27 protein-coding genes are annotated in these 24183 nt (G+C 63.6%); 22 read left to right on the top strand and 5 right to left on the bottom strand.

The features are described from left to right. The 5 genes from hpt (at nucleotide 1) to PALO_RS09240 (ending at nucleotide 5535) form a co-directional block, all read left to right on the top strand. Nucleotides 1–555 carry a hypoxanthine phosphoribosyltransferase gene (hpt, locus tag PALO_RS09260; RefSeq protein ID WP_004810421.1) on the top strand — a complete coding sequence of 185 codons (555 nt, stop codon included), beginning with the start codon at nucleotides 1–3 and terminating at the stop codon, nucleotides 553–555. 138 nt (nucleotides 556–693) lie between these two features. Beyond that, nucleotides 694–2811 carry an ATP-dependent zinc metalloprotease FtsH gene (ftsH, locus tag PALO_RS09255; protein ID WP_041710128.1) on the top strand — a complete coding sequence of 706 codons (2118 nt, stop codon included), beginning with the start codon at nucleotides 694–696 and terminating at the stop codon, nucleotides 2809–2811. 92 nt (nucleotides 2812–2903) lie between these two features. Beyond that, entirely contained in the window at nucleotides 2904–3644 is a 741-nt protein-coding gene (locus PALO_RS09250; RefSeq protein ID WP_015583321.1) for a DUF6498-containing protein, read from the top strand. A gap of 116 nt (nucleotides 3645–3760) precedes the next feature. Continuing rightward, nucleotides 3761–4339: a GTP cyclohydrolase I FolE gene (gene folE, locus PALO_RS09245; RefSeq protein ID WP_041710313.1), complete on the top strand. Its 579-nt coding sequence runs from the start codon at nucleotides 3761–3763 to the stop codon at nucleotides 4337–4339. Between the two features lie 101 nt (nucleotides 4340–4440). Then, a complete protein-coding gene (locus PALO_RS09240) occupies nucleotides 4441–5535 on the top strand; it encodes an OmpA family protein (RefSeq protein WP_041710127.1) in 1095 nt (364 codons plus the stop codon). Here the strand turns inward: PALO_RS09240 and PALO_RS12100 are convergent. Further along, a complete protein-coding gene (locus PALO_RS12100) occupies nucleotides 5516–6010 on the bottom strand; it encodes a hypothetical protein (protein ID WP_051048715.1) in 495 nt (164 codons plus the stop codon). The two genes, PALO_RS09240 and PALO_RS12100, sit on opposite strands and share 20 nt — an antisense overlap. Here PALO_RS12100 and PALO_RS12535 point away from each other — a divergent pair. From PALO_RS12535 to PALO_RS09195, 9 genes are all read left to right on the top strand, one after another. Further along, on the top strand, nucleotides 6000–6167 hold the full coding sequence (locus tag PALO_RS12535; RefSeq protein WP_155756683.1) for a hypothetical protein: 168 nt from the start codon (nucleotides 6000–6002) through the stop codon (nucleotides 6165–6167). The two genes, PALO_RS12100 and PALO_RS12535, sit on opposite strands and share 11 nt — an antisense overlap. Nucleotides 6168–6200: 33 nt before the next feature. After that, nucleotides 6201–6809, top strand: coding sequence for a prepilin peptidase (locus tag PALO_RS09230; RefSeq protein ID WP_015583316.1), 609 nt, complete (start codon nucleotides 6201–6203; stop codon nucleotides 6807–6809). 10 nt (nucleotides 6810–6819) lie between these two features. Beyond that, complete coding sequence (locus PALO_RS09225) at nucleotides 6820–7368, top strand: hypothetical protein (RefSeq protein WP_015583315.1); 549 nt, start codon at nucleotides 6820–6822, stop codon at nucleotides 7366–7368. 167 nt (nucleotides 7369–7535) lie between these two features. Further along, nucleotides 7536–7817 (top strand): hypothetical protein, encoded by a 282-nt coding sequence (locus tag PALO_RS09220; protein ID WP_238137847.1) that lies wholly within the window; start codon nucleotides 7536–7538, stop codon nucleotides 7815–7817. A gap of 39 nt (nucleotides 7818–7856) precedes the next feature. Continuing rightward, nucleotides 7857–8705 (top strand): dihydropteroate synthase, encoded by an 849-nt coding sequence (gene folP, locus PALO_RS09215; RefSeq protein ID WP_015583313.1) that lies wholly within the window; start codon nucleotides 7857–7859, stop codon nucleotides 8703–8705. Nucleotides 8706–8769: 64 nt separating this feature from the next. Beyond that, entirely contained in the window at nucleotides 8770–9132 is a 363-nt protein-coding gene (folB, locus tag PALO_RS09210) for a dihydroneopterin aldolase (protein ID WP_015583312.1), read from the top strand. Continuing rightward, nucleotides 9129–9686: a 2-amino-4-hydroxy-6-hydroxymethyldihydropteridine diphosphokinase gene (gene folK / locus PALO_RS09205; protein WP_015583311.1), complete on the top strand. Its 558-nt coding sequence runs from the start codon at nucleotides 9129–9131 to the stop codon at nucleotides 9684–9686. Before folB ends, folK begins: the two co-directional genes overlap by 4 nt. Next, entirely contained in the window at nucleotides 9683–10222 is a 540-nt protein-coding gene (locus PALO_RS09200; RefSeq protein WP_015583310.1) for a DUF3180 domain-containing protein, read from the top strand. The genes folK and PALO_RS09200 overlap by 4 nt, the downstream gene beginning before the upstream one ends. Nucleotides 10223–10306: 84 nt before the next feature. Then, a complete protein-coding gene (locus tag PALO_RS09195; RefSeq protein WP_004810446.1) occupies nucleotides 10307–10984 on the top strand; it encodes a hypothetical protein in 678 nt (225 codons plus the stop codon). Between the two features lie 93 nt (nucleotides 10985–11077). On the opposite strand, the gene PALO_RS09190 is transcribed toward PALO_RS09195, so the two are convergent. Continuing rightward, nucleotides 11078–12256, bottom strand: a complete 1179-nt coding sequence (locus tag PALO_RS09190) for an NADH-quinone oxidoreductase subunit D-related protein (protein WP_015583309.1) — start codon at nucleotides 12254–12256, stop codon at nucleotides 11078–11080. Nucleotides 12257–12395: 139 nt separating this feature from the next. Here PALO_RS09190 and PALO_RS09185 point away from each other — a divergent pair, with 139 nt between their 5' ends. Continuing rightward, nucleotides 12396–12713, top strand: a complete 318-nt coding sequence (locus tag PALO_RS09185; protein ID WP_004810449.1) for a histone-like nucleoid-structuring protein Lsr2 — start codon at nucleotides 12396–12398, stop codon at nucleotides 12711–12713. A 260-nt stretch (nucleotides 12714–12973) separates the two neighbouring features. Continuing rightward, a complete protein-coding gene (locus PALO_RS09180) occupies nucleotides 12974–15505 on the top strand; it encodes an ATP-dependent Clp protease ATP-binding subunit (protein WP_004810452.1) in 2532 nt (843 codons plus the stop codon). A gap of 64 nt (nucleotides 15506–15569) precedes the next feature. Here the strand turns inward: PALO_RS09180 and PALO_RS09175 are convergent, their stop codons facing one another. From PALO_RS09175 to PALO_RS09165, 3 genes are read right to left on the bottom strand one after another with little or no spacing between them, the layout of a single operon-like run. After that, entirely contained in the window at nucleotides 15570–16598 is a 1029-nt protein-coding gene (locus PALO_RS09175; protein ID WP_015583308.1) for a DUF2891 family protein, read from the bottom strand. Further along, nucleotides 16595–17581 carry a DUF979 domain-containing protein gene (locus tag PALO_RS09170; protein WP_004810456.1) on the bottom strand — a complete coding sequence of 329 codons (987 nt, stop codon included), beginning with the start codon at nucleotides 17579–17581 and terminating at the stop codon, nucleotides 16595–16597. Before PALO_RS09170 ends, PALO_RS09175 begins: the two co-directional genes overlap by 4 nt. Beyond that, nucleotides 17578–18342: a DUF969 domain-containing protein gene (locus PALO_RS09165; protein WP_004810459.1), complete on the bottom strand. Its 765-nt coding sequence runs from the start codon at nucleotides 18340–18342 to the stop codon at nucleotides 17578–17580. The genes PALO_RS09170 and PALO_RS09165 overlap by 4 nt, the downstream gene beginning before the upstream one ends. A 128-nt stretch (nucleotides 18343–18470) precedes the next feature. Between PALO_RS09165 and PALO_RS09160 the strand changes: the two genes are divergently transcribed. The 6 genes from PALO_RS09160 to PALO_RS09135 all read left to right on the top strand — a co-directional run bounded on the left by PALO_RS09160 (nucleotide 18471) and on the right by PALO_RS09135 (nucleotide 24152). After that, the gene (locus tag PALO_RS09160) at nucleotides 18471–19241 is read left to right on the top strand and encodes a LamB/YcsF family protein (RefSeq protein WP_015583307.1); all 771 of its coding nucleotides are present in this window, start codon (nucleotides 18471–18473) and stop codon (nucleotides 19239–19241) included. Further along, nucleotides 19238–19858: a 5-oxoprolinase subunit B family protein gene (locus PALO_RS09155; protein ID WP_015583306.1), complete on the top strand. Its 621-nt coding sequence runs from the start codon at nucleotides 19238–19240 to the stop codon at nucleotides 19856–19858. The genes PALO_RS09160 and PALO_RS09155 overlap by 4 nt, the downstream gene beginning before the upstream one ends. Next, a complete protein-coding gene (locus PALO_RS09150) occupies nucleotides 19855–20727 on the top strand; it encodes a 5-oxoprolinase subunit C family protein (RefSeq protein ID WP_015583305.1) in 873 nt (290 codons plus the stop codon). Before PALO_RS09155 ends, PALO_RS09150 begins: the two co-directional genes overlap by 4 nt. 71 nt (nucleotides 20728–20798) lie before the next feature. Next, entirely contained in the window at nucleotides 20799–22286 is a 1488-nt protein-coding gene (locus PALO_RS09145; protein WP_015583304.1) for a DHA2 family efflux MFS transporter permease subunit, read from the top strand. A gap of 67 nt (nucleotides 22287–22353) precedes the next feature. Next, a complete protein-coding gene (locus tag PALO_RS09140; protein ID WP_015583303.1) occupies nucleotides 22354–23253 on the top strand; it encodes a TIGR01777 family oxidoreductase in 900 nt (299 codons plus the stop codon). Next, on the top strand, nucleotides 23250–24152 hold the full coding sequence (locus tag PALO_RS09135; protein ID WP_041710124.1) for a rhomboid family intramembrane serine protease: 903 nt from the start codon (nucleotides 23250–23252) through the stop codon (nucleotides 24150–24152). Before PALO_RS09140 ends, PALO_RS09135 begins: the two co-directional genes overlap by 4 nt. Nucleotides 24153–24183 lie beyond the last annotated feature (31 nt).

The raw sequence follows: 24183 nt of genomic DNA, 5'->3' as shown, positions 1-24183 counted from the left end.
GTGCGAGCTTCTGACATTCCCGAAGATTTCGACCGCGTTCTGTACACCGATGAGCAGGTGGCCTCTCGTGTCCGCGAGGTCGCTGCCCAGATCGACGCCGACTATGCGGGGCGGGAAATCCTCATGGTTGGTGTGCTCAACGGTGCTGTCATGACCATGGCGGACTTGTGCCGCGCGATGAAGTCCCACATGTCCATGGACTGGATGGCCGTGTCGTCCTACGGTGCCGGTACGAAGTCCAGCGGCGTGGTGCGCATCCTCAAGGACCTCACCAAGGACATCGAGGGCCGCGACATCCTCATCGTCGAGGACATCATCGACACCGGCCTGACGCTGAGCTACCTGGTGCAGAACCTGCGCAGCCGCAACCCCAACTCCATCGAGATCATGGCGATGTTCCGCAAGCCGGAGGCCGTGACCTGCCCGCTGGATGTCAAGTACGTCGGTTTCGACATTCCCAACGAGTTCGTCGTCGGATACGGCCTGGATTACGCCGACAAGTACCGCAACCTCACGGATGTGGCGACGCTGGCGCCGCACGTCTACAACTCCTGAGGGGTCGACGTCGAAGGGCGGACCGCCATCGGGTTGGGATGGTCGCGATGCGGTACAGCGTTCGTCAACACTGCGATGTTGTCATGCGCTGGTATCGTGACGCCTTGAGTCCCACCCACCCATGCCCCTAGGTAGTACATGAAAAACGTGTCCCGCATCTTCAAAGGTCCTCTGATCTGGATCCTGTTGTGCATCGGATTGATCATTGTGTTCCTGCAGTTCACCGGGTCGGGGAACGGGTACAAGGACATTCCGACGTCTGAGGCCGTCAGCATCATCAACAGTGACAAGAAGTTGGATGGCGTCACACTGACTGACGGCGATCAGGTCATCAAGATCACTGAGAACGACGACAAGAAGTACCGCTCGTACTGGGTTGGTAACCAGTCTGACCAACTCGTTGACAAGCTCAACGACCGGGTCCAGGACAAGACGCTGAAGTCGTGGCAGGGGGAGAACCCTGGGCAGAGCATCTGGAAGGCTCTGCTCATCAACTTCCTGCCTTTCGTCATCATCCTGCTGTTCTTCTTGTGGGCTATGAACGCAGCACAAGGCATGGGCGGCCGTGGCGGCGTCATGGGGTTCGGCAAGTCCAAGGCCAAGGTGGGCAGTAAGGACACCCCCAAGTCGACTTTCGCTGATGTCGCGGGCTGCCAGGAGGCGATCGACGAGCTGCAGGAGATCCGTGAGTTCCTCGCTGAGCCGGCGAAGTTCCAGCGGGTCGGTGCCAAGATTCCCAAGGGTGTCCTGCTGTATGGCCCTCCTGGTACCGGTAAGACGCTGCTGGCTCGTGCCGTGGCCGGTGAGGCTGGAGTGCCCTTCTTCTCGATTTCGGGTTCGGACTTCGTCGAGATGTTCGTCGGCGTCGGCGCCTCCCGGGTCCGCGACCTCTTCGAGCAGGCCAAGGAGGCCGCTCCGGCGATCATCTTCATCGATGAGATTGACGCTGTCGGCCGGCACCGTGGTGCTGGTATGGGCGGCGGCCACGACGAACGTGAGCAGACGTTGAACCAGTTGCTCGTCGAGATGGACGGCTTCGATGTCCACGGTGGCGTCATCCTCATTGCCGCAACGAACCGTCCCGACGTCCTCGACCCGGCCTTGCTGCGTCCCGGTCGTTTCGACCGTCAGATCGCGGTGGAGGCCCCGGACCTCGACGGCCGCCTCAAGATTCTCCAGGTCCATGCCCATGGCAAACCGATGGCGGACAATGTCGACCTGGCGTCGATTGCTCGTCGCACCCCCGGCATGACAGGCGCTGACCTTGCCAACGTCCTCAACGAAGCTGCCTTGCTGACGGCTCGTGCCGACCTGCCGGTGATTGGCAACGCCGAGCTCGACGAGGCGATTGACCGCGTCATTGCTGGCCCGCAGAAGAAGACGCGGCTCATGAACGAGCACGAGCGCTTGGTAACTGCGTACCACGAAGGTGGTCACGCTCTGGTGGCAGCGGCCATGCCGGGCACCGACCCGGTGCAGAAGATCACGATCCTGCCGCGTGGTCGGGCGCTGGGATACACGATGGTCATGCCCGACTCCGACAAGTACTCCCAGACGCGCAGCGAATTGCTGGATTCGATGGCGTACATGATGGGTGGTCGTGCGGCCGAGGAGCTCATCTTCCACGACCCGTCGACGGGTGCCTCCAACGACATCGAGAAGGCCACGAAGGTGGCTCGCGCTCTCGTCACTCAGTACGGTTTGTCGGCTCGCGTCGGCACGGTGCAACTGGGGTCAGGGGACAGCGAGCCATTCCTCGGCATGACGACTGGGCAACAGCGCGACTACTCCGAGCAGACGGCCAAGACCGTGGACGACGAGGTGCGCGAGTTGCTGGAGAACGCCCACCAGGAGGCGTTCGACTGCCTCGTGGCCAACCGTGAGGTGCTCGACGAGCTCGTCCGGCAGCTCTTCCTCAAGGAGACGCTGTCCAAGGCCGAGGTCGCCAAGATCTTCGAGCCGCTCAAGCACTGGCCGGAGCGTGGCGCGTTCACCGGTTCGGACCGGCGCATCCCGTCCGACAAGCCCCCGATCACCCCGCCGCAGGTGGAAGGTGTTGACGAGGACGCCCCCGTGACTCCGTCGCCCAGGCGCGGCGAACTACCCCCGTCCCCCACCCCGGGCGCGCCGGGCACCGACTCGCCGACGGGTGGGTGGACGCCCCCGCCGGACTGGGAGCCGCCCATGGGTGGGAACCCCGGTCCGAGTCCCCAGCCACCCGAGGGTGGCAACCCGTGGGGGCCGCCGCACACCTGATTGCGCCTGGCCCCGCGGGTCCCGGTGCGCACTGCGAACCTCGGAGTCTCTACTCTGTGCGGTGACGCGGCCGTCGATGCGGGGAGGGCGTGATGACTTCTAAAGCTGGTACGACGTACGCCATCATCGTCGGGTACAACCTGCTCACCCTTGTCGGCGTGATTCTGTGGCACTGGCCCGTGGGCAACATTCTGTTGCTGGGGTGGGCTGAGAATGTCATGTTCGTCATTGGTGCCACGCTCGCCAATGCGCGTGTCCATCGCATATCACGACGCACTGGACGGTCTATCCCGTCAGATCCGTCCGCGGGGACGGCTTCCACTGACTCGGACCGTGGCGATGGCGTGGCTCTTGATGCCACCGCCTCTCCGGCGACATTTCTGCTGCTCAACCTTTTCTTCTGCGTTGTTCACCTGACATTCGCAGGTGTACTGGCAGCGCTCACCGGGGTGAGTTTCACGCTGGTTGCGTTCTGGGTTCCTCTGGCGACGGCGGCGTTCCGACATGTTGCCGAGGAGTTCAACGACTCGCTCTCGGACCCGGAAGTGCGCTGGGCCAAGGACGTGCGGGCCGCACACGACGCGAATCGTAGGGTCATGGTCCAGCACCTATTCATCATGGCCGCGTTTGGATTTGGTTTCTTCGGGGCGGACAAACTGGGTGGGGTGCACGGGCTGCTCCAGCAGGGCAATCTGGCCATCCTCGGGGTGTTGCTGCTGTATGTCGTGGCGAAGACCTTCGTCGAGGTGCGCATCGCTTGGTCCCGTGACCACGTCGCGCTGCTCAATGACGGCGATCCCACTGCCCTGATCGACGCTGGCGAGCCCCGCTGACGGCTTCCAGCACTTCTGCCGACCCCGGACACGCGGTTGCCGCAGGCGTGCGGTCCTCTAGGATCTGTCGGGTGAACGAGACCCCGTCAGAGCTTGAGATTCCCTTGGAGCCCGAGATCGCCTCAGAACGTTGCGTCGACGTCGTCCGGGCCCAGGCCGCGGTGCGCGAGTTCCTCCTGGCTGTCGGCGAGGACCCCGACCGGGAGGGGCTGCGTGACACGCCTGTTCGGGTGGCGCGCGCCGCCGGGGAGCTGCTCGGGGGTCTGTACCAGGATCCCGCGCAGATTCTCGCCACCACCTTCGACATGTCCCACGACGAGCTGGTGCTCGTCCGCGACATCGAGGTGCAGTCGTTCTGCGAGCACCACCTGCTGCCGTTTGTCGGCGTCGCCCACGTGGGATACATCCCCGCCAAGGACGGGCGCGTGACGGGTCTGAGCAAGATCGCGCGGCTGGTCGACGTCTACGCCCGCCGTCCCCAGGTGCAGGAGCGTCTCACCACCCAGGTGGCCGACGCCATGGTCGAGCACCTTGATGCGCGCGGCGTGATCGTCGTCGTGGAGTGCGAGCACATGTGCATGACGATGCGCGGCGTCCACAAACCGGGGTCGCGGACGGTGACCTCCGCCGTTCGCGGGATGTTGCGCAACCCCGCCACCCGGGCGGAGGCGATGGGGCTCATCGCGCGGGGGTGAGGGCATCGTCGGGCTCCCAAGGGCGCGTTCGCAGACGGTATCGGGGTCTGACCGTCGGGGTTCAAGGGCAGTTGTGAGCCAGTGCGGGATAACCTCAGGTCATGCATAACTGGCACGTGAGAACAGCGGGGCTTTTCTGCGCCGCCGCTGTGGCGCTGGCGCCGACGCTGACCACAGCGAGAGCCGATGACAACTCTCGGAATTCGGTACCCATCGTTGACGCGGTGACGCTGTCGTCCAAGAGCGCGCAGGCTCGTGCCAGTGGTGCGGAACCAGTGCTTGCACTGCACGCTGTCCGGCGGCTCAAGACGTCGACTGTCGTGTACTACTCGGTCACGGTTCCCGCTGATGCGTCTGCCGACAGCAGCCTCGACTACTTGGGTGCGCTACCGGCCAATGGACACTACGGCTCGCACACCGTCTCGAGTGACGGCGCGATCATCGATGTTCCTGACCGCAAGCTGTATCTGTCGATGACTGAATCGAACCGATGCGCGCAGTGTTCAAGCGCGTGGTGGAATGAGTCGCCGGCGATGGCGAAGCGTGGCCAGTCGATTGTCGGTTGGTTCAGCACTCCGCCGCTGGACGCCGGTACGACGAGCGTTGATGTTGCGGCGGGCAACCGCGTTTTCCATGGCGTGCCGGTTGAGGACGGTGCGCTGACGCCGACCGTGACCAGGCAGGAGGCGACGTCTCGATGGACGGACGGCCTTCCGCTCGGCGCGGCTTGGCCGGTGGTCGACGGCAGTGAGCTCCAAGGGGTTGATGTCGGCTCTTTCGTCAAACCGCTGGTCACCACGGTTGGCGAGGTTTCCGGTGCCACCCGCGAACGGGATGCCGGAACGGTGAAGAACCTTGATCTGGACGCATCGGTACTGTTCGCCAAGGATTCTGACGTGGTGCGGCCCGAAGGTCTGAAAGTTATCGACCGGGCGGCGAAGCAACTGGCGGCGATGAAACCGTCGGGCGCAGTGACTGTGACCGGCTACACCGACAATCTGGGCACCAAGGAACACGGCCTCGATCTGTCCAAGCGTCGGGCTGCGGCCGTTGCGAAGGTCCTGGGGCCGAAACTTCCGTCCGGTACGAAGATTGCAACCGCCGGTAAGGGCGAGGCCGATCCGGTGGCGAGCAATGACACCGAGGAGGGCCGACGTCTGAACCGGCGCGTGACCATCACGGTGGCGAAAGGATGACCATGCGTAGATATGTGTTGATCGCGACGGCGCTCGCGTGTGCAGCCGGCAGCCTCACCGCATGCGGGGGGAGCGATGAGCCAGCGTCTGTTCCGTCGGCATCGGTGACCACAAGTACGGGCGCCCAGCCATCGCAGGCTTCGAGTTCGTCGCCATCGAGCCCGTCCTCCTTCGATTCGAGTGCTGCATCCTCCCGGCAGTCGGCCGCAGGTGCGGCAGTGGTGGCAAAGGCCCGCGAGGCTGGGCCGCTCAAAGAGGTCGGCAGCTTTGCCGCGCACATTCCTTCGCTGTCGAACCAACTGTTTACATTCCACATCGCGTCGGTGACGGCCGGAAAGACGGGAACGGTGATGCGTTTCTGGGTGACGAGTCCATCGACGTCCCGGGGGCTGGCCCCGAGCGTGCCGGAGATGTACCCGTCATTGGTCGCGGGCTCGACCAAGTACAGCGTCAATGCTTTCCAGATGAATTCCACAGAAATCGAAGTGGCCGGATCCGAAGGGGGCGAGATCGACGGGACAACCCACTACGTCATGGAGGGTTCCTACCCTGTGCTGCCGTCCTCGGTGACAAAGGTCAAGGCGACCGTCGGTGACAAGAATCCGTCCGCCGAGATTCCCGTCACTCGCTGAGGGTGAGATCTCTCCCTGATATCGACGGGAACAATGATGGGCATACCGCTTGCGTTGGGTGTCGGTTCGGCCGCCGGTGTGGTCGAGGGAGTGCTGATCGTCGCTCTCGCGACCCCCGAGAGATACCGGCGGACAGACGAACGTGACCGCCCGGCGCGCCGTCGGGGGTGGGCGTTCATATGGGCTTTTGTTGCCTGCCTCGGCATCGCAGTCTCGTGGCGAAACTCCCCGCTGCTCATGGCGATCCTGCTGGCCTGGGTGGCGCCGATGGTCGCTTGTTGCGTCGTGGATGTCGATGTCCACCGACTTCCGGACGTCGTGACGTTACCCATGCTGGCCGGCCTGACGGTGTGTCTGGGCATTCTTGCCGCGCTGACCTCACGGTGGGGAGCCCTGGGGCGTGCTGTTGGCGCTTCGGTGATCGTTTTCGCCGTCTTCCTCCTGCTCGGCATCATTGGCAGAGGGACGGGAATGGGAATGGGGGACGTCAAACTCTCCGCGTCGATCGGTCTGGTCATGGGATACCTGTCGTGGGTACACGTGTCCTCGCCATTCTCGCGGCAGGGGACTGCCCCCAGATGTACTGGCCGCTGGAGAACGGTAAGCGGGTTCCCGAGCCGGTCTTCGGATGTAAGTGAGTGAGGATCTGTGCATGCTGAGTGCGAGTGAGGGCATGTCGCGCCGGGCGGTTCTCGGGTTGGGGGTTGTCGTCTTCGGTTCCGGGATTGTCGGGTGTTCTGCTGGGGATGGAAGTGGTGATGAGGTGGACCCGAGTTGGGTGTCGGAGCAGGTGGGACCGATCACGGTGCGCCATCCCAAGGAATGGGTGGAGAAGCCGTCGACGAGCAAGGTTTTCACCAAGATGTTCACCGATGACAAGCGATCGATGCTCATCGCCGGCAATTACAGCAACAACGCAGACCCCGTCCTCGCATATGGAAAACTCGATGTGATGGCTGCCGGTGCCTTGGAGGGCTACCACTCGCGCGGTCACCAAGACTTGACCGTCCAAGGTGCTGCCAAAGCGGCCAAGTGTCCGTTCGAGTTCACCCAGGATGGGCAGAAGATGGCAGGCTGGTGGCTCATCGCGTCGGCTGCGGCCTCTGTCGGGAAAACGGCTGTGGTGAGCTTGAATCTTCCTGTTGACGACGATTCGAGCATCGTCGACAAGATTGCGTCAACCATGGTGTTCAAGCAGTGAAGCGTGTTCGGACGGCGTGGCCTGACGCGTCGTCCACTACCGCGTCCGTGCCGACGCCACGGTCGCGCGGCCTCGAAGTGGGCCTCGGCGTGTTGCTGACGATCGTCGGGGCTGCTATTGCTGATGTCGTCGTGGTGTGGAGCCGCGCGCTCGTCGAGCATCCATGATTGGGCCAGGCGCTGTTGGGTGTCATTGCGGCCGTCGTGCTGTCGCACCGCTGGGCTAACTCGCGCGCTGTGACGACCGTGTGGTGGTCCTGTGGTGCCATTCTGTTGGCTCTGGTCGGGTTGGCGGGATATGCGTGGCAGCGTATTGGGATGAGTCCGCTTGACCCGACTCTCGTCGGAGTGCTTGCTCCGATGTTCCCGCTCGCGGTCTGTGTGTCAATGGCCACCGGGTACCTGTGGCGGCTGTGTGAGCGGTTGCTCGCGGATCGTCGGCAACCCTGACTCGGTGCTCGTCGTGCCCTACCGGTCTACACTCCGAGCATGATCGTCGTCGACCCCGCTGCCACCGCGCCCCAGCCTGCTCGGACCCTCGTGATGGGGGTGGTCAACGTCACCCCGGACTCGTTCTCGGACGGGGGGCTGTGGGCCGATCCTCAGGTCGCGATTGGCCACTGCGTCGACCTGCTCGCCGAGGGGGCTGACATCCTCGACATCGGTGGTGAGTCCACGCGTCCGGGCACCGAACGCACCAGCGAGGCCGACGAACTGGCCCGGGTGCTGCCGGTCGTGCGCGCAGCCGTCGAGCAGGGGGCCACGGTGTCCGTCGACACCATGCGTGCCAGCGTGGCCCGGGTCGTCGTCGAGGCGGGGGCCACCATCGTCAATGACGTCTCCGGGGGCCTGGCCGACCCGCAGATGCTCCCGGTCGTCGCCGAACTCGGCTGTGACTACGTGCTCATGCACTGGCGTGGCCAGTCGGTGACGATGCAGGACCTCACTGTTTACGACGACGTCGTCCGGGATGTCATCAGCGAAACCTCCCAGCAGGTTGACGCCGCCATCGCCGCCGGCATCGACCGCGAACGCATCATCGTCGACCCGGGCATCGGCTTCTCCAAGACGGCCGAGCAAAACTGGCAGCTCGTCGACGCCGTCGACGCTTTCCAGGAAGGCTTCGACGACCTGCGCGTGCTGTGGGGGGTCAGCCGCAAGCGCTTCCTCGGTGAACTCCTCGCTGACAATGGCGAGGACCGACCTGCTCTGGAACGCGACGCCAGCACCACGGCCCTGTCGACCTACTTCGCCCTCCACCACGCCTGGTGCGTGCGCACCCACGAGGTCCGTGCCAACCGCGACGCCATGGAGACCGTCGCCCGCCTCCTCGGCTGAGGCTTCACCGCTCCCTCACCCGTCGTCGACAAAGTCGATTGTGGCGGACGGGTAACCTTCCGCCATGACCGACGGACAGATCACCCTGACGGGTATACGCGCCCACGCTCACCACGGCGTCCTCCCCAGCGAGCGTGAGCTCGGCCAGCTCTTCAGCGCTGACGTCACCCTTGACGTCGACATGGACACCGACTCTGACGACATCACCAAAGCCGTCAATTATGCGACAGTCGCACAGCAGGTGCTCAACGTTCTCGCAGGGGAACCGGTGAATCTCATCGAAACCCTGGCTGGCAGAATTGCCGACACCGTTCTCGGGATGAGCCCGCGCGTTCGATCCGTCCAGGTAACTGTTCACAAGCCACATGCCCCCGTGGGCATTGTCCTTGGCGACGTGGCCGTCATGTGCCGAAAGGATGCCGAGTGAAAACCGTATTCAGCCTGGGTTCCAACATGGGAAACCCCTTTGCTCATCTGCGAGACGCCGTCCGCCTCATCTCCGAAACCCCCGGCCTTCACGACGTCGTCGTCTCACCGGTCTACGTCACTGCCCCTGTCGGGGGAGTGCAGCAGGACGACTTCCTCAACGTCGTCGTCGTCGCAACCGCAGAGCTACCCCCGTCCGTCCTGCTGGAACGTGCCCGCGTCATCGAGGAGGTCCATGGCCGTGAGCGCACCATTCGGAATGGTCCGCGCACCCTCGACGTCGACCTCATCGCCGTCGGGGGCGAGACCGTCTCCACCGACGATCTCACTCTGCCGCACCCGCGCGCCCACGAGCGCGCCTTCGTCCTGGTGCCGTGGTCCGACGTCGACCCTGATGCCGAATTGCCCGGGTATGGAGGGGTTGTCGATCTGCTGGCCCGCTTCGACGCCGACGACGTAGCCAACGCCGTCAAGCCGTATCCGCGCCAGATCGACGTGGCCGGTGTCACTGTTGCGAGAGGATGGGACGAGAGGCACGACGAGGAGGATCTATGACACGGAGCCTGCCACCGGACTGGGATGACGATCGACGCCCCGACGACGGCGATGATCCCCACGGCAATCTCGCTCCGACCGACTGGAAGGTCATCATCGTGGCAGCCCTCTGCGGAGCTGCCCTGGGATGGTTCACGCTGAGTATCTACAAGGTCAGTGACAACACCGCGCCGATCCTGCCCTGGTCGCTCCCGGTGGTCATCCTTGTCGTTGCCGTCGCGACATGGGGATATGCCAGGGCCTTTCGCGCCAAGGTCGTCGACCCCAAGCGGGAGGTCGAGGCGAACCAAGGCCTCGTGTCACTGGCGCTGGGAAAGGCCATCGCCTTGTCGGGTGCTGCTCTCGTCGGGGCGTGCATCGTGTACGTCCTCACCTACGTCTGGCACCTCAACATCCCCTATCCCCGGCAGCGGACCATCGTCGGGGCGGTGACAGCCATCACCTGCGCGGTCATGGCATGGGCCGGGTGGTTTCTCGAGAACGCCTGCAAGGTGCCGAAGGGCCCGGAGGATCCGGACGAGCACTCCAAGGGGTGACAGCGACCACAATATCGCGACTCGCCAGAGTTCAGTGCTTGACGCGAAGCTCAACGGACTGTACTTGTGAACGCCTCACACGATATGATTGATCGCGTGAGCGGCGTGCATGATCTCAAACGGGTTGAAAAGGACACTGACGAGCGCAAGGGTGTGCTCGTCCTTCTTATCGCGGCAACGGTTGTCGCCATTGCGTGTGGACTGATTCCCTCCATCTGGGCGGTCCGGGCCGGCGTGCTCGTGGCCCTTGTCGGAGCGTGGGTCTCGGTCTTCATGGCTTGGCGTCAGGTCGATGCCATTCGCCAGATGCATTACGACGCCATCAAGGAACTTCGTCACGCTGCATCCGAGCAGGAAAAGCGTCACCATGCTGAGTCCATGGAGATGATCGACACCTTCTCGCGTCGTGTCGGCTCCATCTCGAAGACCCTCGCCGACACCCGCGCCAAGCTGGATCGCGCCGAGAGCGAGTTGTCGACCCTCCGTGGCGACAAGGCTGCTCTGCAGTACAAGGTCACGGTCGGTAACAAGAGGGTCGCCTCCCTCGAAATGCGTATCACCGAGCTGGAGACTGAGCTTGACGCCCTGCTGGCTGACGGCCGTTCAGGGCGCCTGGGGACCCTGCGCACCGTCACCGATGCGGGCGTCCCCACCGCTGACGAGATCTGGGAGCGCGGCAACGACGCGACCATCGCTGATCTCTCTCGCGTCGCCTTCCCTCGTCTGTCTGACGAGACTCGCGTGGCTCGCCGCCAGGCCTGACACTCAGCCGCCGAAGACCTCACGTGGGGCCCAGCCACATGGCTGGGTCCCACGCTTGTTCGCCTGAGGGGGCTATGGGCGGTGCCCCCGTCCTCACTTGTCCAGATCTCCCAAGGTCCATCCCAGTGACGCGATGGCGGCCTCGACATCGTCTGTCCGTGTACCGGGCAGAATGGCTTCCAGGGCCTGGACGTTGGCAAAGGTGGGAGTGCGCAGCGCCATCCTCCACGGCGTCGTGCCGCCGCGAGATTCCAGCAGGTACCCGGCTCGTCCCCAAGGGGCCTCCATGGCTGTCCAGGTGCGTCCACGGGGAACCCTGATGGCCGTCGGCAGGCGCGTCTCCAGCGGCCCGTCGAGAGTCGGCAGTCGATCCAGGACCTGACGGCACAGGCTTGACGACACCGTCACGTCGTCGCACAGGGCTGCCAGCCGGGAGTAGGCGTCTCCCAGGGGCTCTGCAGCCGTCTCAGGCCAGCTCAGCTCGTCGTAAACCGGCAAACCCTTGCGAATGTCCATGTCGACGCCGCTCGTCCGTGAGACAGGACCGGAGAGGCCGTAGGCGTCGACCATCTCTGTGGGAATGACGGCGACCTCGCGAATCCCCTCGGCGGCCTCGAGGTCGGCACGCAGCCGGGGGAGGAGGGCGTCTGCCTCGTCGAGCCATTCCCGTAATCCGGGGCACCACTCCTGCTCCGGATGGATCTCAAGCCCTCCGATTCGCGTGATCATGGGATGAATTCGATTTCCTGAACACGACTGCCAGATCGTTCGTGATTTTTCAATCGTGGAAGCCATCTCATTCTCGAGGTCTGGGTCGTCACAGTGATGACCCACCCATGACAAAAATGTGAGGTGTGAGGTGATTCTGCTGAACTCTGCGAGCAAGGTTCGTATCCATGTCACCCGAGTCGGCACAGTAATGCCCATCGCCTCTTCGATGACATGTGCTGCACCGGTCTCACCGATGAAAGGTGCCGTCCAGTCATGGCGTGATGCAAGCATGGGGATCTGTCGGTAATCACGAACCTCGAAGAGTTTTTCATCCCCGCGATGAAGGTTGCCGACATTTACCTGTGCCGAGGTGATGAGATCGTCCTCGACAGTTGTGGCGATACGGACCAGGCCTGGCCTCGTCGGGTGCAGCCGCCCGAGATCAAGCCGGATCACCTCATATTCGCCATCTGGAGTTTCTGCAGGGGTTGCCAACATCATCGCTCCGACGACGAACAAGATCTTTCGCGTGGAACTGAACACACGTCGAGGATGCCCCATTGCGAGCCCAGATGCACCTTCAGGGCAACCTTTCGATGAAAGAGGAACAGAAGTCGCCTTGTGATTTTCTGTGTCATGAACATAAACTGTCAGTTGAAAGCCGAAGTTGTAACTACGGCGCAAGTCTGAAAGGAATACCATGGCACAGCGTGTGCGTGTTGATCTTGTCGACGATGTGGACGGAAGCCCTGCCGAGGAATCTGTCAATTTCGCCCTTGATGGTGTCAGCTATGTGATTGACCTGTCCGCGGAGAACGCCTCCAAGCTGCGCGATGATCTGTCCAGGTGGACCGCCAATGCTCGTCGCACCGGTGGTCGCCGTACCCGTGGTCGTCGGCCCACCGGAGGCCCGACTGCCAACGAGGTTCGTCAGTGGGCCAAGGAGCAGGGTTACGAGGTCTCGGAGCGCGGACGCGTCGCCAACGAGATTCGTGAGGCCTACGATCGCGCTCACTGATCCCACTCATGTGATCCTTGACAGGGCGTGTCGGTGGCGACGCCGGAGCAGGAAGGCTCCGGCGTCGCGCTGTTCCACCCGGGTTGTGCCAGCGGCGTAAGTGGGTATCTCAGATCTGTCGTCAGCGGTTATTAGACTGACCACACAGGCCGGCGGTCCAGTGCTGTCGGTTGGTTGCATGAAAGTTTCACGCGACCGCGAGTGGATCCGTACACCGGTGTTTTCCGGTGGTTGGTCTGCTCCACATACGAGGAGAGTTCATGTTCGAACGGTTCACCGATCGGGCCCGCCGGGTCGTCGTCCTGGCCCAGGATGAGGCCAAGGCCCTGAACCACAATTACATCGGTACCGAGCACCTGCTGCTCGGGCTCATCAGCGAGGGCGAGGGCGTTGCCGCCAAGGCCCTCGAGTCCCTTGACATTTCCCTGGAGGCAGTCCGTGCCCAGGTGGAGGAGATCATCGGTCACGGCACCTCGACACCGACTGGCCACATCCCCTTCACCCCGCGCGCCAAGAAAGTCCTTGAGCTGAGTTTGCGCGAGGCCCTCCAGATGAATCACTCCTACATCGGTACCGAGCACATCCTGCTCGGCCTCATCCGTGAGGGAGAAGGCGTCGCCGCGCAGGTGCTGATCCGCCTTGGCGCTGATCTCAACACGGTGCGCAACAGCGTCCTGCAGTTGCTGCAGGGCTACCAGGGTGACGAGCGTCAGGCTGCCACCTCGGGCGCGCCTGAGGCCGGCCCGCAGCAGTCCTCGGCGACGATCCTCGATCAGTTCGGTCGTAACCTCACCGACGCCGCCCGTGACGGCGAGCTCGACCCGGTCATCGGACGCGAGAAGGAGATCGAGCGGGTCATGGTGGTGTTGAGCCGCCGTACCAAGAACAACCCGGTTCTCATCGGTGAGCCTGGCGTCGGCAAGTCCGCCTGCGTGGAGGGTCTGGCCCAGGCCATTGTGCGTGGAGATGTCCCCGAGACCCTGCGCGACAAGAAGATCTACTCCCTGGACCTCGGCTCCATGGTCGCTGGATCGCGTTACCGCGGCGATTTCGAGGAGAGGATGAAGAAGGTCCTCAAGGAGATCAAGAACCGCGGTGACATCATCCTGTTCATCGACGAGATCCACACTCTCGTCGGTGCTGGCGCTGCCGAAGGCGCCATCGACGCCGCCAGCATGCTGAAGCCGATGCTGGCCCGCGGTGAGCTGCAGACCATCGGTGCGACGACCCTCGACGAGTACCGCAAGTACATCGAGAAGGACGCCGCCCTGGAGCGTCGTTTCCAGCCGATCCAGGTGGCTGAGCCGTCGATCCCGCTGGCCATCGAGATCCTCAAGGGGCTGCGCGACCGCTACGAGGCTCACCACAAGATCACCATCACTGACGAGGCCATCACCTCGGCGGCCAACCTTGCGGCCCGTTACATCCAGGACCGCTTCCTGCCTGACAAGGCCATTGATCTCATCGACGAGGCTGGCGCCCGGATGAACATCCGCCGTATGACGGCCCCGCCGGATCTGCGCGAGTTCGACGAGCGGATCGCCCACGTGCGCGTGGAGAAGGAAGCCGCCATCGACGCCCAGGACTTCGAACGTGCTGCCGGGCTGCGCGACGACGAGAAGAAGCTACTCGCCGAGCGTGAGGCCAAGGAGGAGGAGTGGAAGCAGGGCGACGAGTCGGTTCCGGCCGTCGTCGGTCCTGACGAGATCGCCGAGGTGCTCTCCGGAGCCACCGGCATCCCGGTCTTCAAGCTCACCGAGGAGGAGTCCCAGCGACTGCTTCACATGGAGGACGAGATCGGCAAGCGTTACGTCGGCCAGGAGGACGCCGTCAAGGCGCTGTGCCGCTCCATCCGTCGTACCCGCGCCGGCCTCAAGGATCCGAAGCGTCCGGCTGGTTCGTTCATCTTCGCCGGCCCGTCCGGTGTCGGTAAGACCGAGCTCACCAAGGCGCTCACCGAGTTCCTCTTCGGTGACGAGGATGCCCTTATCACCCTGGACATGAGCGAGTACTCCGAGAAGCACACCGCATCCCGGATGTTCGGTTCCCCGCCGGGATTCGTCGGTTATGAGGAGGGTGGCCAGCTCACCGAGAAGGTGCGCCGTAAGCCATTCAGCGTCATCCTCTTCGACGAGATCGAGAAGGCCCACCCCGACATCTTCAACTCCCTGTTGCAGATCCTCGACGAGGGACGTCTCACCGACGCCCAGGGTCGTGTGGTGGACTTCAAGAACACCGTCATCGTGCTGACGACCAACCTCGGTACCCGTGACATCTCCAAGTCGGTCAACCTTGGCTTCTCCAAGGCCAACGACGCCGAGTCCAGTTACGAGAAGATGAAGGCCAAGGTCACCGAGGAGCTCAAGGGACACTTCCGCCCCGAGTTCCTCAACCGTCTCGACGAGATCATCGTCTTCCACCAGCTCACCCAGTCCGACATCCTGCGGATCGTCGACCTCATGGTGGACCAGCTGGAGGAGCGTCTGGGCGACAAGGACATGGGCATCGAGGTCACCCCGGCCGCCAAGGAGCTGCTGTCCAAACGTGGCTTCGACCCGCTGTTGGGTGCCCGTCCACTGCGTCGCACCATCCAGCGCGACATCGAGGACGTCCTGGCCGAGAAGATCCTCTTCGGCGAGGTCAAGCCCGGTCAGATCGTGGTTGTCGACGCCGCCCCGGAGGGTTCCGAGGAGCCGTTCGTGTTCAAGGGCACGGAGCGCTCCGAGCTTCCGGATGAGATCCCTGAGGAGCTCACCTCGTCGGCAGGGGACAACAACGGTCAGCAGGGCTGATCACTTGAGCACGACACTGTGGCCCGGCGCTCGATGCGCCGGGCCGCAGTGTCGTGTGTGGGTCTCAGAGCTTGGCGAGTACCGCCTGGAGGGCGAAGGACACCAGCCAATGGGTGGCCATGAAGTCGCCGTCAGTGATTTGGGAGGCCACCTCGCTGATCTGACGATCAGTGGCCACCTCGATGCGGCGACGAGCGTCGTCGTCGAGCCATGGTGTCAGCACCCGCAGCTGCCAGGCCCGCGACAGGCTCAGCCCGTACAGATGGGCGAGCTTGCCGTCGGTGCCGTCGGTCACCTCGGCGACGTCCAACAGGTTGTCGTCAGACTGTCCCAGACGCGGTAGGAAGGTATGCAGCCAAGTGCCAAACTCATCGGAGCGACCTTCGGCCCGGTAGACCCGTGCCATGAGGTGGGCTTCGCTCAATGCCGCCGACAAGAAGTCATTGCCGCTGGGCTCCCAGGACGACGGGTAGTCGGTGTCGGCGTCGAAGAAACGGTGGGAGTGCTCGACGATGGCGTCGACGACGTCGCTACGTCCCAGGGACTGGGCGGCATCGAGGCACAGGCCAATGCCGAAAGCGGTGTTGTCGTGGGTTCCGGTGCGGACGGGGAAGGTCATCGTCGGCAGCCATGCCAGCAGGTTGTCGAAGATCTGGCCTCCGAAGATCCGAGTCGCGGACGCCCACTCCGGCGAATTGCTCGTCATGGTGGCCAGCGCTGAACACTTGGCGGACAACAGCGCAGCCCATCCCCAGCCATAAGGACGCTCGTACCCGCGATGAACCCGCAGGTACTCCGCCTCCATCTGAGCATTCTCATTGGTCAGACGCGCATTGATAAGGCCAACCAGCTCGTCAATGGTTGCGCAATCGATCGACTGGTTTGCGTGCTCGAGCAAGGTGAGGGCCGACCACTGCATGTGTGCCGAGGAATGCCAGTCCAGACAGCCATGAAAACACGGGTGTAGACGCCATGGTGTGACGTCGACGTCGTCTGGCCCCTGAGACTGGTGGGCTGAACCCCATGGGAATGGCCGATTCAGGCCGTCAATGATCGTCGTGGCCCATCCTTGGGCGTAATCGTCAACGTTCACAGCAAACCTCCTGGGAAGCAGCACAGATACATGATGAGAATGTTGCAGAACAGCAGTGGAACAGCGGTGGGGATCTGCGCCTTGATAGGACCATAACTGTCATCAAGCTCAAGCAGAGCTGCCGGGACCAGATTGAAGTTCGCGGCCATCGGGGTGCACAAGGTGCCGCAGAATCCGGCCAACATACCGATGGCGAAGATGGCAGCCATGTTGCCGTCGAAGTGCTGGATGAGTAGCGGCCACCCGACGGCAGCCGTCATCACCGGGAAGGCCGCGAAGGCGTTGCCCATGATGAGGGTGAACAAGGCCATGCCGATGCAGTAAACACAGACCGCTGCGAACAGACTTCCGGACGGCAGGATCCACGACGTGATACGTCCCACTGCGTCACCGACGCCGGCATTGCTGAATAGGGTGCCCAGGGTCGCCAGGAACTGAGGCAGGATCGCTGCCCAGCCGATGTGGCCGAGCAGCCGGTCGCCTTCTTTGAAGGGCACCATGGGGGAGCGCACCTTGAACATGATCATGGCGACGACGAGGGAGATCAGCGAAGCAGCTCCTAGGCCGATGATGGTCGCCATGCCGGTCTCCAACACCGGATTTCCGCCGAAGGACAGGTCACGCATGCCGGCCACCGCGAAGACCGCGGCGACGATCGGAATGATGAGGGCAGGCACGAACAGCTTGTTGCCGAACCTCTCGGAGAGCTCCTCCCGCTCGGCGTCAGTAGTGGTCTCGTTGGAGCCGCGGCCCGGAAAACCGCATGCCGCCAGCACGACCAGGAGGAGGACGGCGACGCCCTCCACGAGGGCCGGTGCTGTCTTGTTGACGACGAAGGTGCCGTAGCCGAAGCAGAAGGCCAGGACCGCCCAGAAGGCTGCTGATCCGGAGCGCTTCCTGTCATCGCGATCACGCATCCGGATGACGGCGATGATGAGGAAGAGGACTCCGCACAGCCAGTAGAACCATTCCACCTTGATCATTCGCGGACCCCCTGCTCAGGATTGCCGCCCGAAGGCAGGCTGACGGTGTGACCAGGCTCAGGAGTGGTGTCGACGTCGACGTCGTCCCCTCCCTCGGCGGCCATCTTGGCGAGCTTGCGATCCAGCAGCCACATCCGTGGGGCATGGATGAGGAAGGCGCAGATAGCCGTCGGGATGGCCCACAGGGCGATCTGGAGGGCTTCGAGCTTGAGGTTGTAGGTGGCATCGACGAAGCCGGTGATGAGCAGGATCGACCCGATGGCGATGAAGACGTCCTCACCGAAGAACAGTCCAATGGTGTCCGCCGAGGAGGCATAGGAGCGCAGTTTCTCCCGCATCTTGCGGGTGTAGCGAGGGTGATTGCGTCGGGCGGCAGCCTCCGCCATCGGCACGACGAGGGGACGCACCGCCTGGGCGGGCCCGCCGATGGATGACAACCCCAGTGCAGCGGTGATCTGGCGAATGGCGAGGTAGACGGCGAGGAGCTTCCCAGCTGTCATGGACTTCATCTTCGACATCAGGCGGCCGGCCTGTTGCATGAGGCCGTGGCGTTCGAGCAATCCGATGACGGGCAGCACGACGATGAAGACCGTCACGGATCGAGAACTGGCAAATCCGGTACCGAAGGTCTCGATGATCTTGACCGGCGACATGCCGGCAATGAGGCCGGCAGTGATACCGGCGACCGCGACCACGAGCATGGCGTTGAGCCGCAGCGCGAAGCCGACGACGACGATCGCCACGGCAAGCAGAACCCACATGGTGCGCTCCTCTCCTGGGTGTTTCTGGGGATTTTGTCGCGTCACTCTAGAGAGTGTGTCGGGAGTATTTCACGTCTCCATTGCCGGATCTGTCACGACGACCAGGCAGATTGCGGCAATCTTGGGTCATGGCAACTGTTGATCTCAATGCAGACATGGGGGAGTCCTTCGGGTCGTGGAAGATGGGTGACGACGAGTCCCTGCTGGGAATCGTCACCTCGGCGAATGTGGCCTGCGGGTTCCATGCCGGCGACGCCGTCGTCATGGGACGCACCTGCAAGGCCGCCGCAGAACGCGGGGTGTGCGTGGGGGCCCATGTCTCGTACCGGGACCTCGCCGGGTTCGGTCGCAACTTCGTCGACGTAGACCCTGCACGACTGCGTGACGAGGTCATTTACCAGCTGTCGGCGCTGCGCGGGGTTGCCGCGGTTCACGGCGCGTCGGTGCGCTACGTCAAGCCTCATGGCGCCTTGTACAACACGATCGTCCACCACGAGGCACAGGCCAGAGCTGTCGTCGAGGCGATCGTCGCCGTCAATTCCGCCACGGATTCTGACGTGGCCATCCTCGGTCTGCCCGGCGCCCTCGTCCTCGACCTTGCTGAGCAGCAGGGAGTGCGAGCCCTGCGTGAGGCCTTTGCTGATCGCGCCTATAACCCGGACGGCACCCTGGTGTCGCGTAGCCAGGAGGGATCGGTGTTGCACGACCCCGACGAGGTCGCCGAGCGGGTCGTCAAGCTCGTGACCCAGGGGGTGGTGACCGCCATCGATGGCACCGAGGTGAGCATCCAGGCCGATTCGGTGTGCGTCCACGGTGACACCCCGGGTGCTGTCGCGATGGCCACGGCGGTGCGCGATCGTCTCGCTGCTGCCGGCGTCGAGCTGCGGGCTGTCGCATGAGACTGCGGCCGGCCGGGCGGGCGGCGGTTCTCGTCGAACTGGACGACGCCGGTCAGCGTCGGCGTCTGCATCGCGCCCTGAGTGACCACCCGGCTGAAGGGACGGTGGATCTCGTACCGGCCCAGACGACGGTGCTCGTCCAGGTGGAGTCTGCTGATCTGTTGCCGGGAGCCGTCGCCCATGTCCAAGACCTGCTCGCCGGGGGATTGGACGCTGTCGAGGAGGGATCGCGGGAGCCCCTCCCGGTGCCCGTGCGCTACGACGGACTCGATCTGTCGGACGTGGCAGATCTGCTCGACATGACGACCGACGAGCTGGTGAAGCACCACAGCGACCAGCTGTGGACGGTGGAGTTCGCAGGATTCATGCCCGGATTCGGGTACATGTCCGGGGCGGACTGGCCCTACCGGATTCCGCGTCGATCCAGCCCTCGAACCCGGATCCCACCGGGCAGTATCGCCCTGGCCGACGGATTCACCGGGGCTTACCCGCAAGCGTCCCCGGGCGGTTGGCAGATCATCGGGACGACTGAGGTGACGCTGTGGGACGAGAACGCTGACCCGCCGGCCCTGCTGTTGCCGGGTGCCGTCATCAAGTTCGAGGCGGTGACCTCATGACTCACTTCGTCGTGGAGATGGCCGGGCCCAGAACCCTCGTCGAGGATGCTGGACGTCGCGGATGGGCCGATCTGGGGATCAGCGGCTGCGGGGCGTGGGATCGTCGCGCCTATCGGGAGGGAGCTCGTCTCGTCGGTAACGCAGCCGGTCTCGGGTGCCTGGAAGTTCTGCTCGGTCCAGTGCGTCTGAAGTGCGTCGGAGGGCCTGTTCTTGTTGCTGTGACAGGGGCAGACGTCGAGATTGATCTGGATGGATCACCACGTCCGGCCGGCTGTGGATTTCTCGTCACTGATGGCCAGACGCTGACGGTCGGTGCGCCGGAAACGGGATTGCGGAGCTATCTGTCCGTCACCGGGGGCATCAGTGCGACGCCGACCTTCGCCAGTGTCTCGGCTGATCCGACCCGAGGGATGGGGCCAGCCCCGCTCAAGACGGGGGACGTCGTCACCATCGGGGACGGGCCAGCCGGAGTCATCGCCACGAAGCCCGTCAACGTCGGTCCGGCGCCACAAGAACTCATCCTCCACGGCGTATGGGGCCCGCGCGACGACTGGTTCACCGACGCCGGCCGCCGCGCCCTTGAGGAGACGGCATGGCGAGTCGGCGAGGCGAGCGACCGCGTCGGGACGCGACTGGAAGGGCCGTCCCTGGAGCGAGCAGTGACGGGGGAGTTGACGAGTGAGCCGGTGGTGCGAGGAGCGATCCAGGTGCCCACCTCGGGAGTGCCCTTGGTCTTCGGCCCCGACCAACCGACGACGGGCGGGTACCCGGTTATTGGGGTCGTCGATCCTGACGACGCCGACCGTCTTGCCCAAGCCCGTGCCGGGACTGTCGTGAGGTTCCTGATGTCATCACACCCGTGGAGATGACGCGTTTCCGGGGCGATCTGCCGGGGTATCATCGGCCCTTGGCCTAACCCCTTCGTCCCCTAGGAGACCCCTTGTCGTCCGAGCAATCGTCAGGCGTGGACGTCGATCGCCTTGCCCGGGACCGAGATGGAAATGTCGTCACCGAGAAGCAGGCATGGAGGGCTCTGTGGGCCCTCCTCGTTGGCTTCTTCATGATCCTCGTTGACACGTCGATCGTCACGACCGCTCTGCCAGCGACCATCCGCGCCCTCAACGCCGACCTCAACCATGGCGTGTGGATCACCAGTGTCTATCTGCTCACCTACGCCGTCCCGCTGCTGATCACCGGACGTATGGGTGACCGGTGGGGCCCGCGTCGCATGTACCTCATTGGCATGATCGTCTTCGGAGTTTCCTCGCTGGCTTGTGGTCTCTCCCCGACGATCGAGGCTCTCATCGCCGCTCGTGCGGTTCAGGGAATCGGTGCTGCCCTCATGACCCCGCAGTCCCTGTCGATGATCACCCGACTCTTCCCACCGGAGAAGCGCGGCGCCGCCATGGGCCTGTGGGGAGCCACGGCAGGTGTGGCCAGCTTCGTCGGCCCGGTCCTCGGCGGCATTCTCGTCGACACCCTGGGCTGGGAGTGGATCTTCTTCGTCAACGTTCCGATCACCATCATCGGGCTGTGGCTGGCCATCCGAAACGTCCCTGCCCTGGAGACTCATGGTCACGCCTTTGACTGGTTGGGCGTCATCCTGTCGGGTATCGGCATGACCTTGCTCGTTTTCGGTATTCAGGAGGGCGAGCAGTACAACTGGGGGACGATCACCGGCATCATTTCCGTACCCCTGCTCGTCATCCTCGGCGTGGTTTTCATGGTGCTCTTCGTGGTCTCCCAGACCGAATGGGCGCAGGCCCATCTGCACGCTCACGCCAGCGACTTCGAACCACTGGTTCCGCTGCGTCTGTTCACCAAGCGCAACTTCACCCTCGCCAATATCGCGATCTTCCTGGTCGGCATGCTCGTGACTGCCTACTTCATGCCGACCACTGTGTACCTGCAGAACGTGCGTGGCAAGTCCCCGACGATCGCCGCCCTGCTGCTCATACCCACCGCCGTCTTCTCTGGTGCGCTGTCTCCGGTGGTTGGACGGGTGCTCCAGCGCCGCTCGTCGGGGCGAATGGCCACCATCGGCGTGGCTCTCTACGTGATTGCCTCGATCGGATGGTGGCTGTTCATGGTGCCGTCAACTGGGGTGTGGGTCTTCCTGCTGCTGTCGGTCGTCACCGGTATCGGTTCGGCCATGATGTGGAGCCCGATCTCGCTGGTGGGCACTGACAATCTCGGTCAGGCTGACGCCGGAGCCGGTTCAGGAGTCTTCAACGCGACTCGTCAGGTCGGTTCGGCCCTTGGCTCGGCCCTCATCGCCATGATGATGGATGCTCGAATCATGGCTCGTCATGACCTGGGGCGAGGGCTCGGCGAGTCGATGTTCATCACCATCATCGCCGGCACGATCTGCGTCATCGTCTGCGCCTTCTTCGCGAACTTCCAGCGGTCATCTCAGCACAATTCCTGACGACAATCCTGTGTGAGGCAGGTGGACGGCGTCGGGGTGCCTTTCGCTCGCCCCGTAGGATGACCACATGAAGATTGCCATCGGAGGGTTTGCCGGTCTCATCGGCACAGCGCTGGTTCAGCGGCTGCGCAAGGAGGGGCATGACGTCGTCACACTGACACGTCATGAAGCCATCCAATCCTCTGACCGCAGGTGGGATCTCGACACCTTGTCCATCGCCCCGCCATTCCTCGACGATGTCGACGCCGTGGTGAATCTGGCTGGAGCCCCCATCGCCGGGGGACGCTGGACCGACGAACGCAAGACCCGCATCTTGGCATCTCGTATCGACTCCACCCGTCTCATCGTGCGAGCCCTGGCATCCTCGCCACGCTGCCGGATTTTCATCAACGGATCGGCCGTTGGCTATTACGGCCCTCGTGGTGATGAATGGCTCGACGAGAATGACCCCGCCGGCGAAGGGTTCCTGGCCGAGGTCTGCCAGCGGTGGGAAGCAGCCGCGTGCGCCGCTCCCGAGGGAGTGCGCGTGGCAACCCTGCGTACCGGTCACGTCATGAGCTCGTTCGGCGGCATCCTCGGCAAGGAGCGCCCGCTCTTCCGGCTCGGATTGGGCGGCACGATCGGTGACGGCAGCCAGTACATGTCGTGGATCAGCCTCCATGACCATGTGTCGGCCATGGTGCGGATCCTCACTGACGATTCCATCAGTGGACCGGTCAACCTCGTCGGACCGAATCCATGCACCAATGCCGAGTTCACGAAAACCCTGGCCAAGGCGATGCACCGGCCGTCAGCGCTGCCTTTCCCGACCCCGGCGGCGAAGATGATCTTCGGGTCCCAGCTCGTCGATGAGGCGCTGTGCTTCGGGCAGAGGGTCAAACCCGCCAAACTCCTTGATCACGGATTCGAGTTCCGCGACACCTCCATCACCGAGTCAATCACCTCAGCACTTGCAGGACGCCGATGAGCCAGAACCACCAACGTCCCGACAACTTTTCCCGCCCCGACGAGTGGGGTTCATGGGAGGACGAGTCGAAACATGACGAACCCTCCTGGGCGCCTCCGCAGCCAGATTCCGGGCACGCAGAAAGGACGTCGAGACCAGGGTCCGAGCCATATCGCTCGGCGGAGGTCGATCCCTCGTGGGAAGCGCCCTCGGCGTCGTACCAGCAGGCAGCTCCCAGGCCTGTTGCCCGCGTGAAGCGGCGCAGTGACGTCCCGGCGGTGACGTGGACCCTCATCGGTATCTGTTTCCTGATGTGGGCCGGGGAGTGGGTCAGCCCTCAGATTCGCGACGCCGTCGTCCTGGCACCCATCCAGGGGTTCCACGAGCCCTGGCGATTCGTCACATCGATGTTCGGGCACGCGCTGAGCATCCTCCACATCGGCTTCAACATGTACGCCCTGTGGGCCTTGGGGCGGTCGCTGGAGCCCTTCCTGGGACGAGCCCGGTTTCTCGCCGCCTACCTGATGTCCGGTCTGGGCGGAGGAGTGTTGTTCTGCCTGATGGCCTCCCCACATGGTGATGGGAGATTCCTGCCGAACATGAATGACGGCGTCGTCGGCGCATCCGGCGCGATCTTCGGCCTGTTCGGAGTGCTGCTCATCGTGCAGCGCAGGCTCGGGGCGTCGACCCGCGACCTATGGATCGTGCTGGCCATCAATGCGGCACTGCTCTTCTTCATCTCCGGGATCGCATGGCAGGCCCATCTCGGCGGATTCATCGTCGGACTGGCGTGTGGAGTCATCTTCTTCGAAGATCCCAAGCGCGTTCAGGCTGGCAAGTCCCCGCAGACCTGGCCGAGGATGGCAGTGTTGCTGGTCGTTCTCGTGATCTTGGTGCTGCTGAAGTACTACCTGCTCTGAGCTAATCGAGTAGGTCAGTTGGGTGAGCTGG

Source organism: Cutibacterium avidum 44067 (assembly GCF_000367205.1).
GTDB lineage: Bacteria > Actinomycetota > Actinomycetes > Propionibacteriales > Propionibacteriaceae > Cutibacterium > Cutibacterium avidum.
Note: the sequence above shows the minus strand (reverse complement) of the source record. Positions and strands in the feature narration are given on the sequence as shown.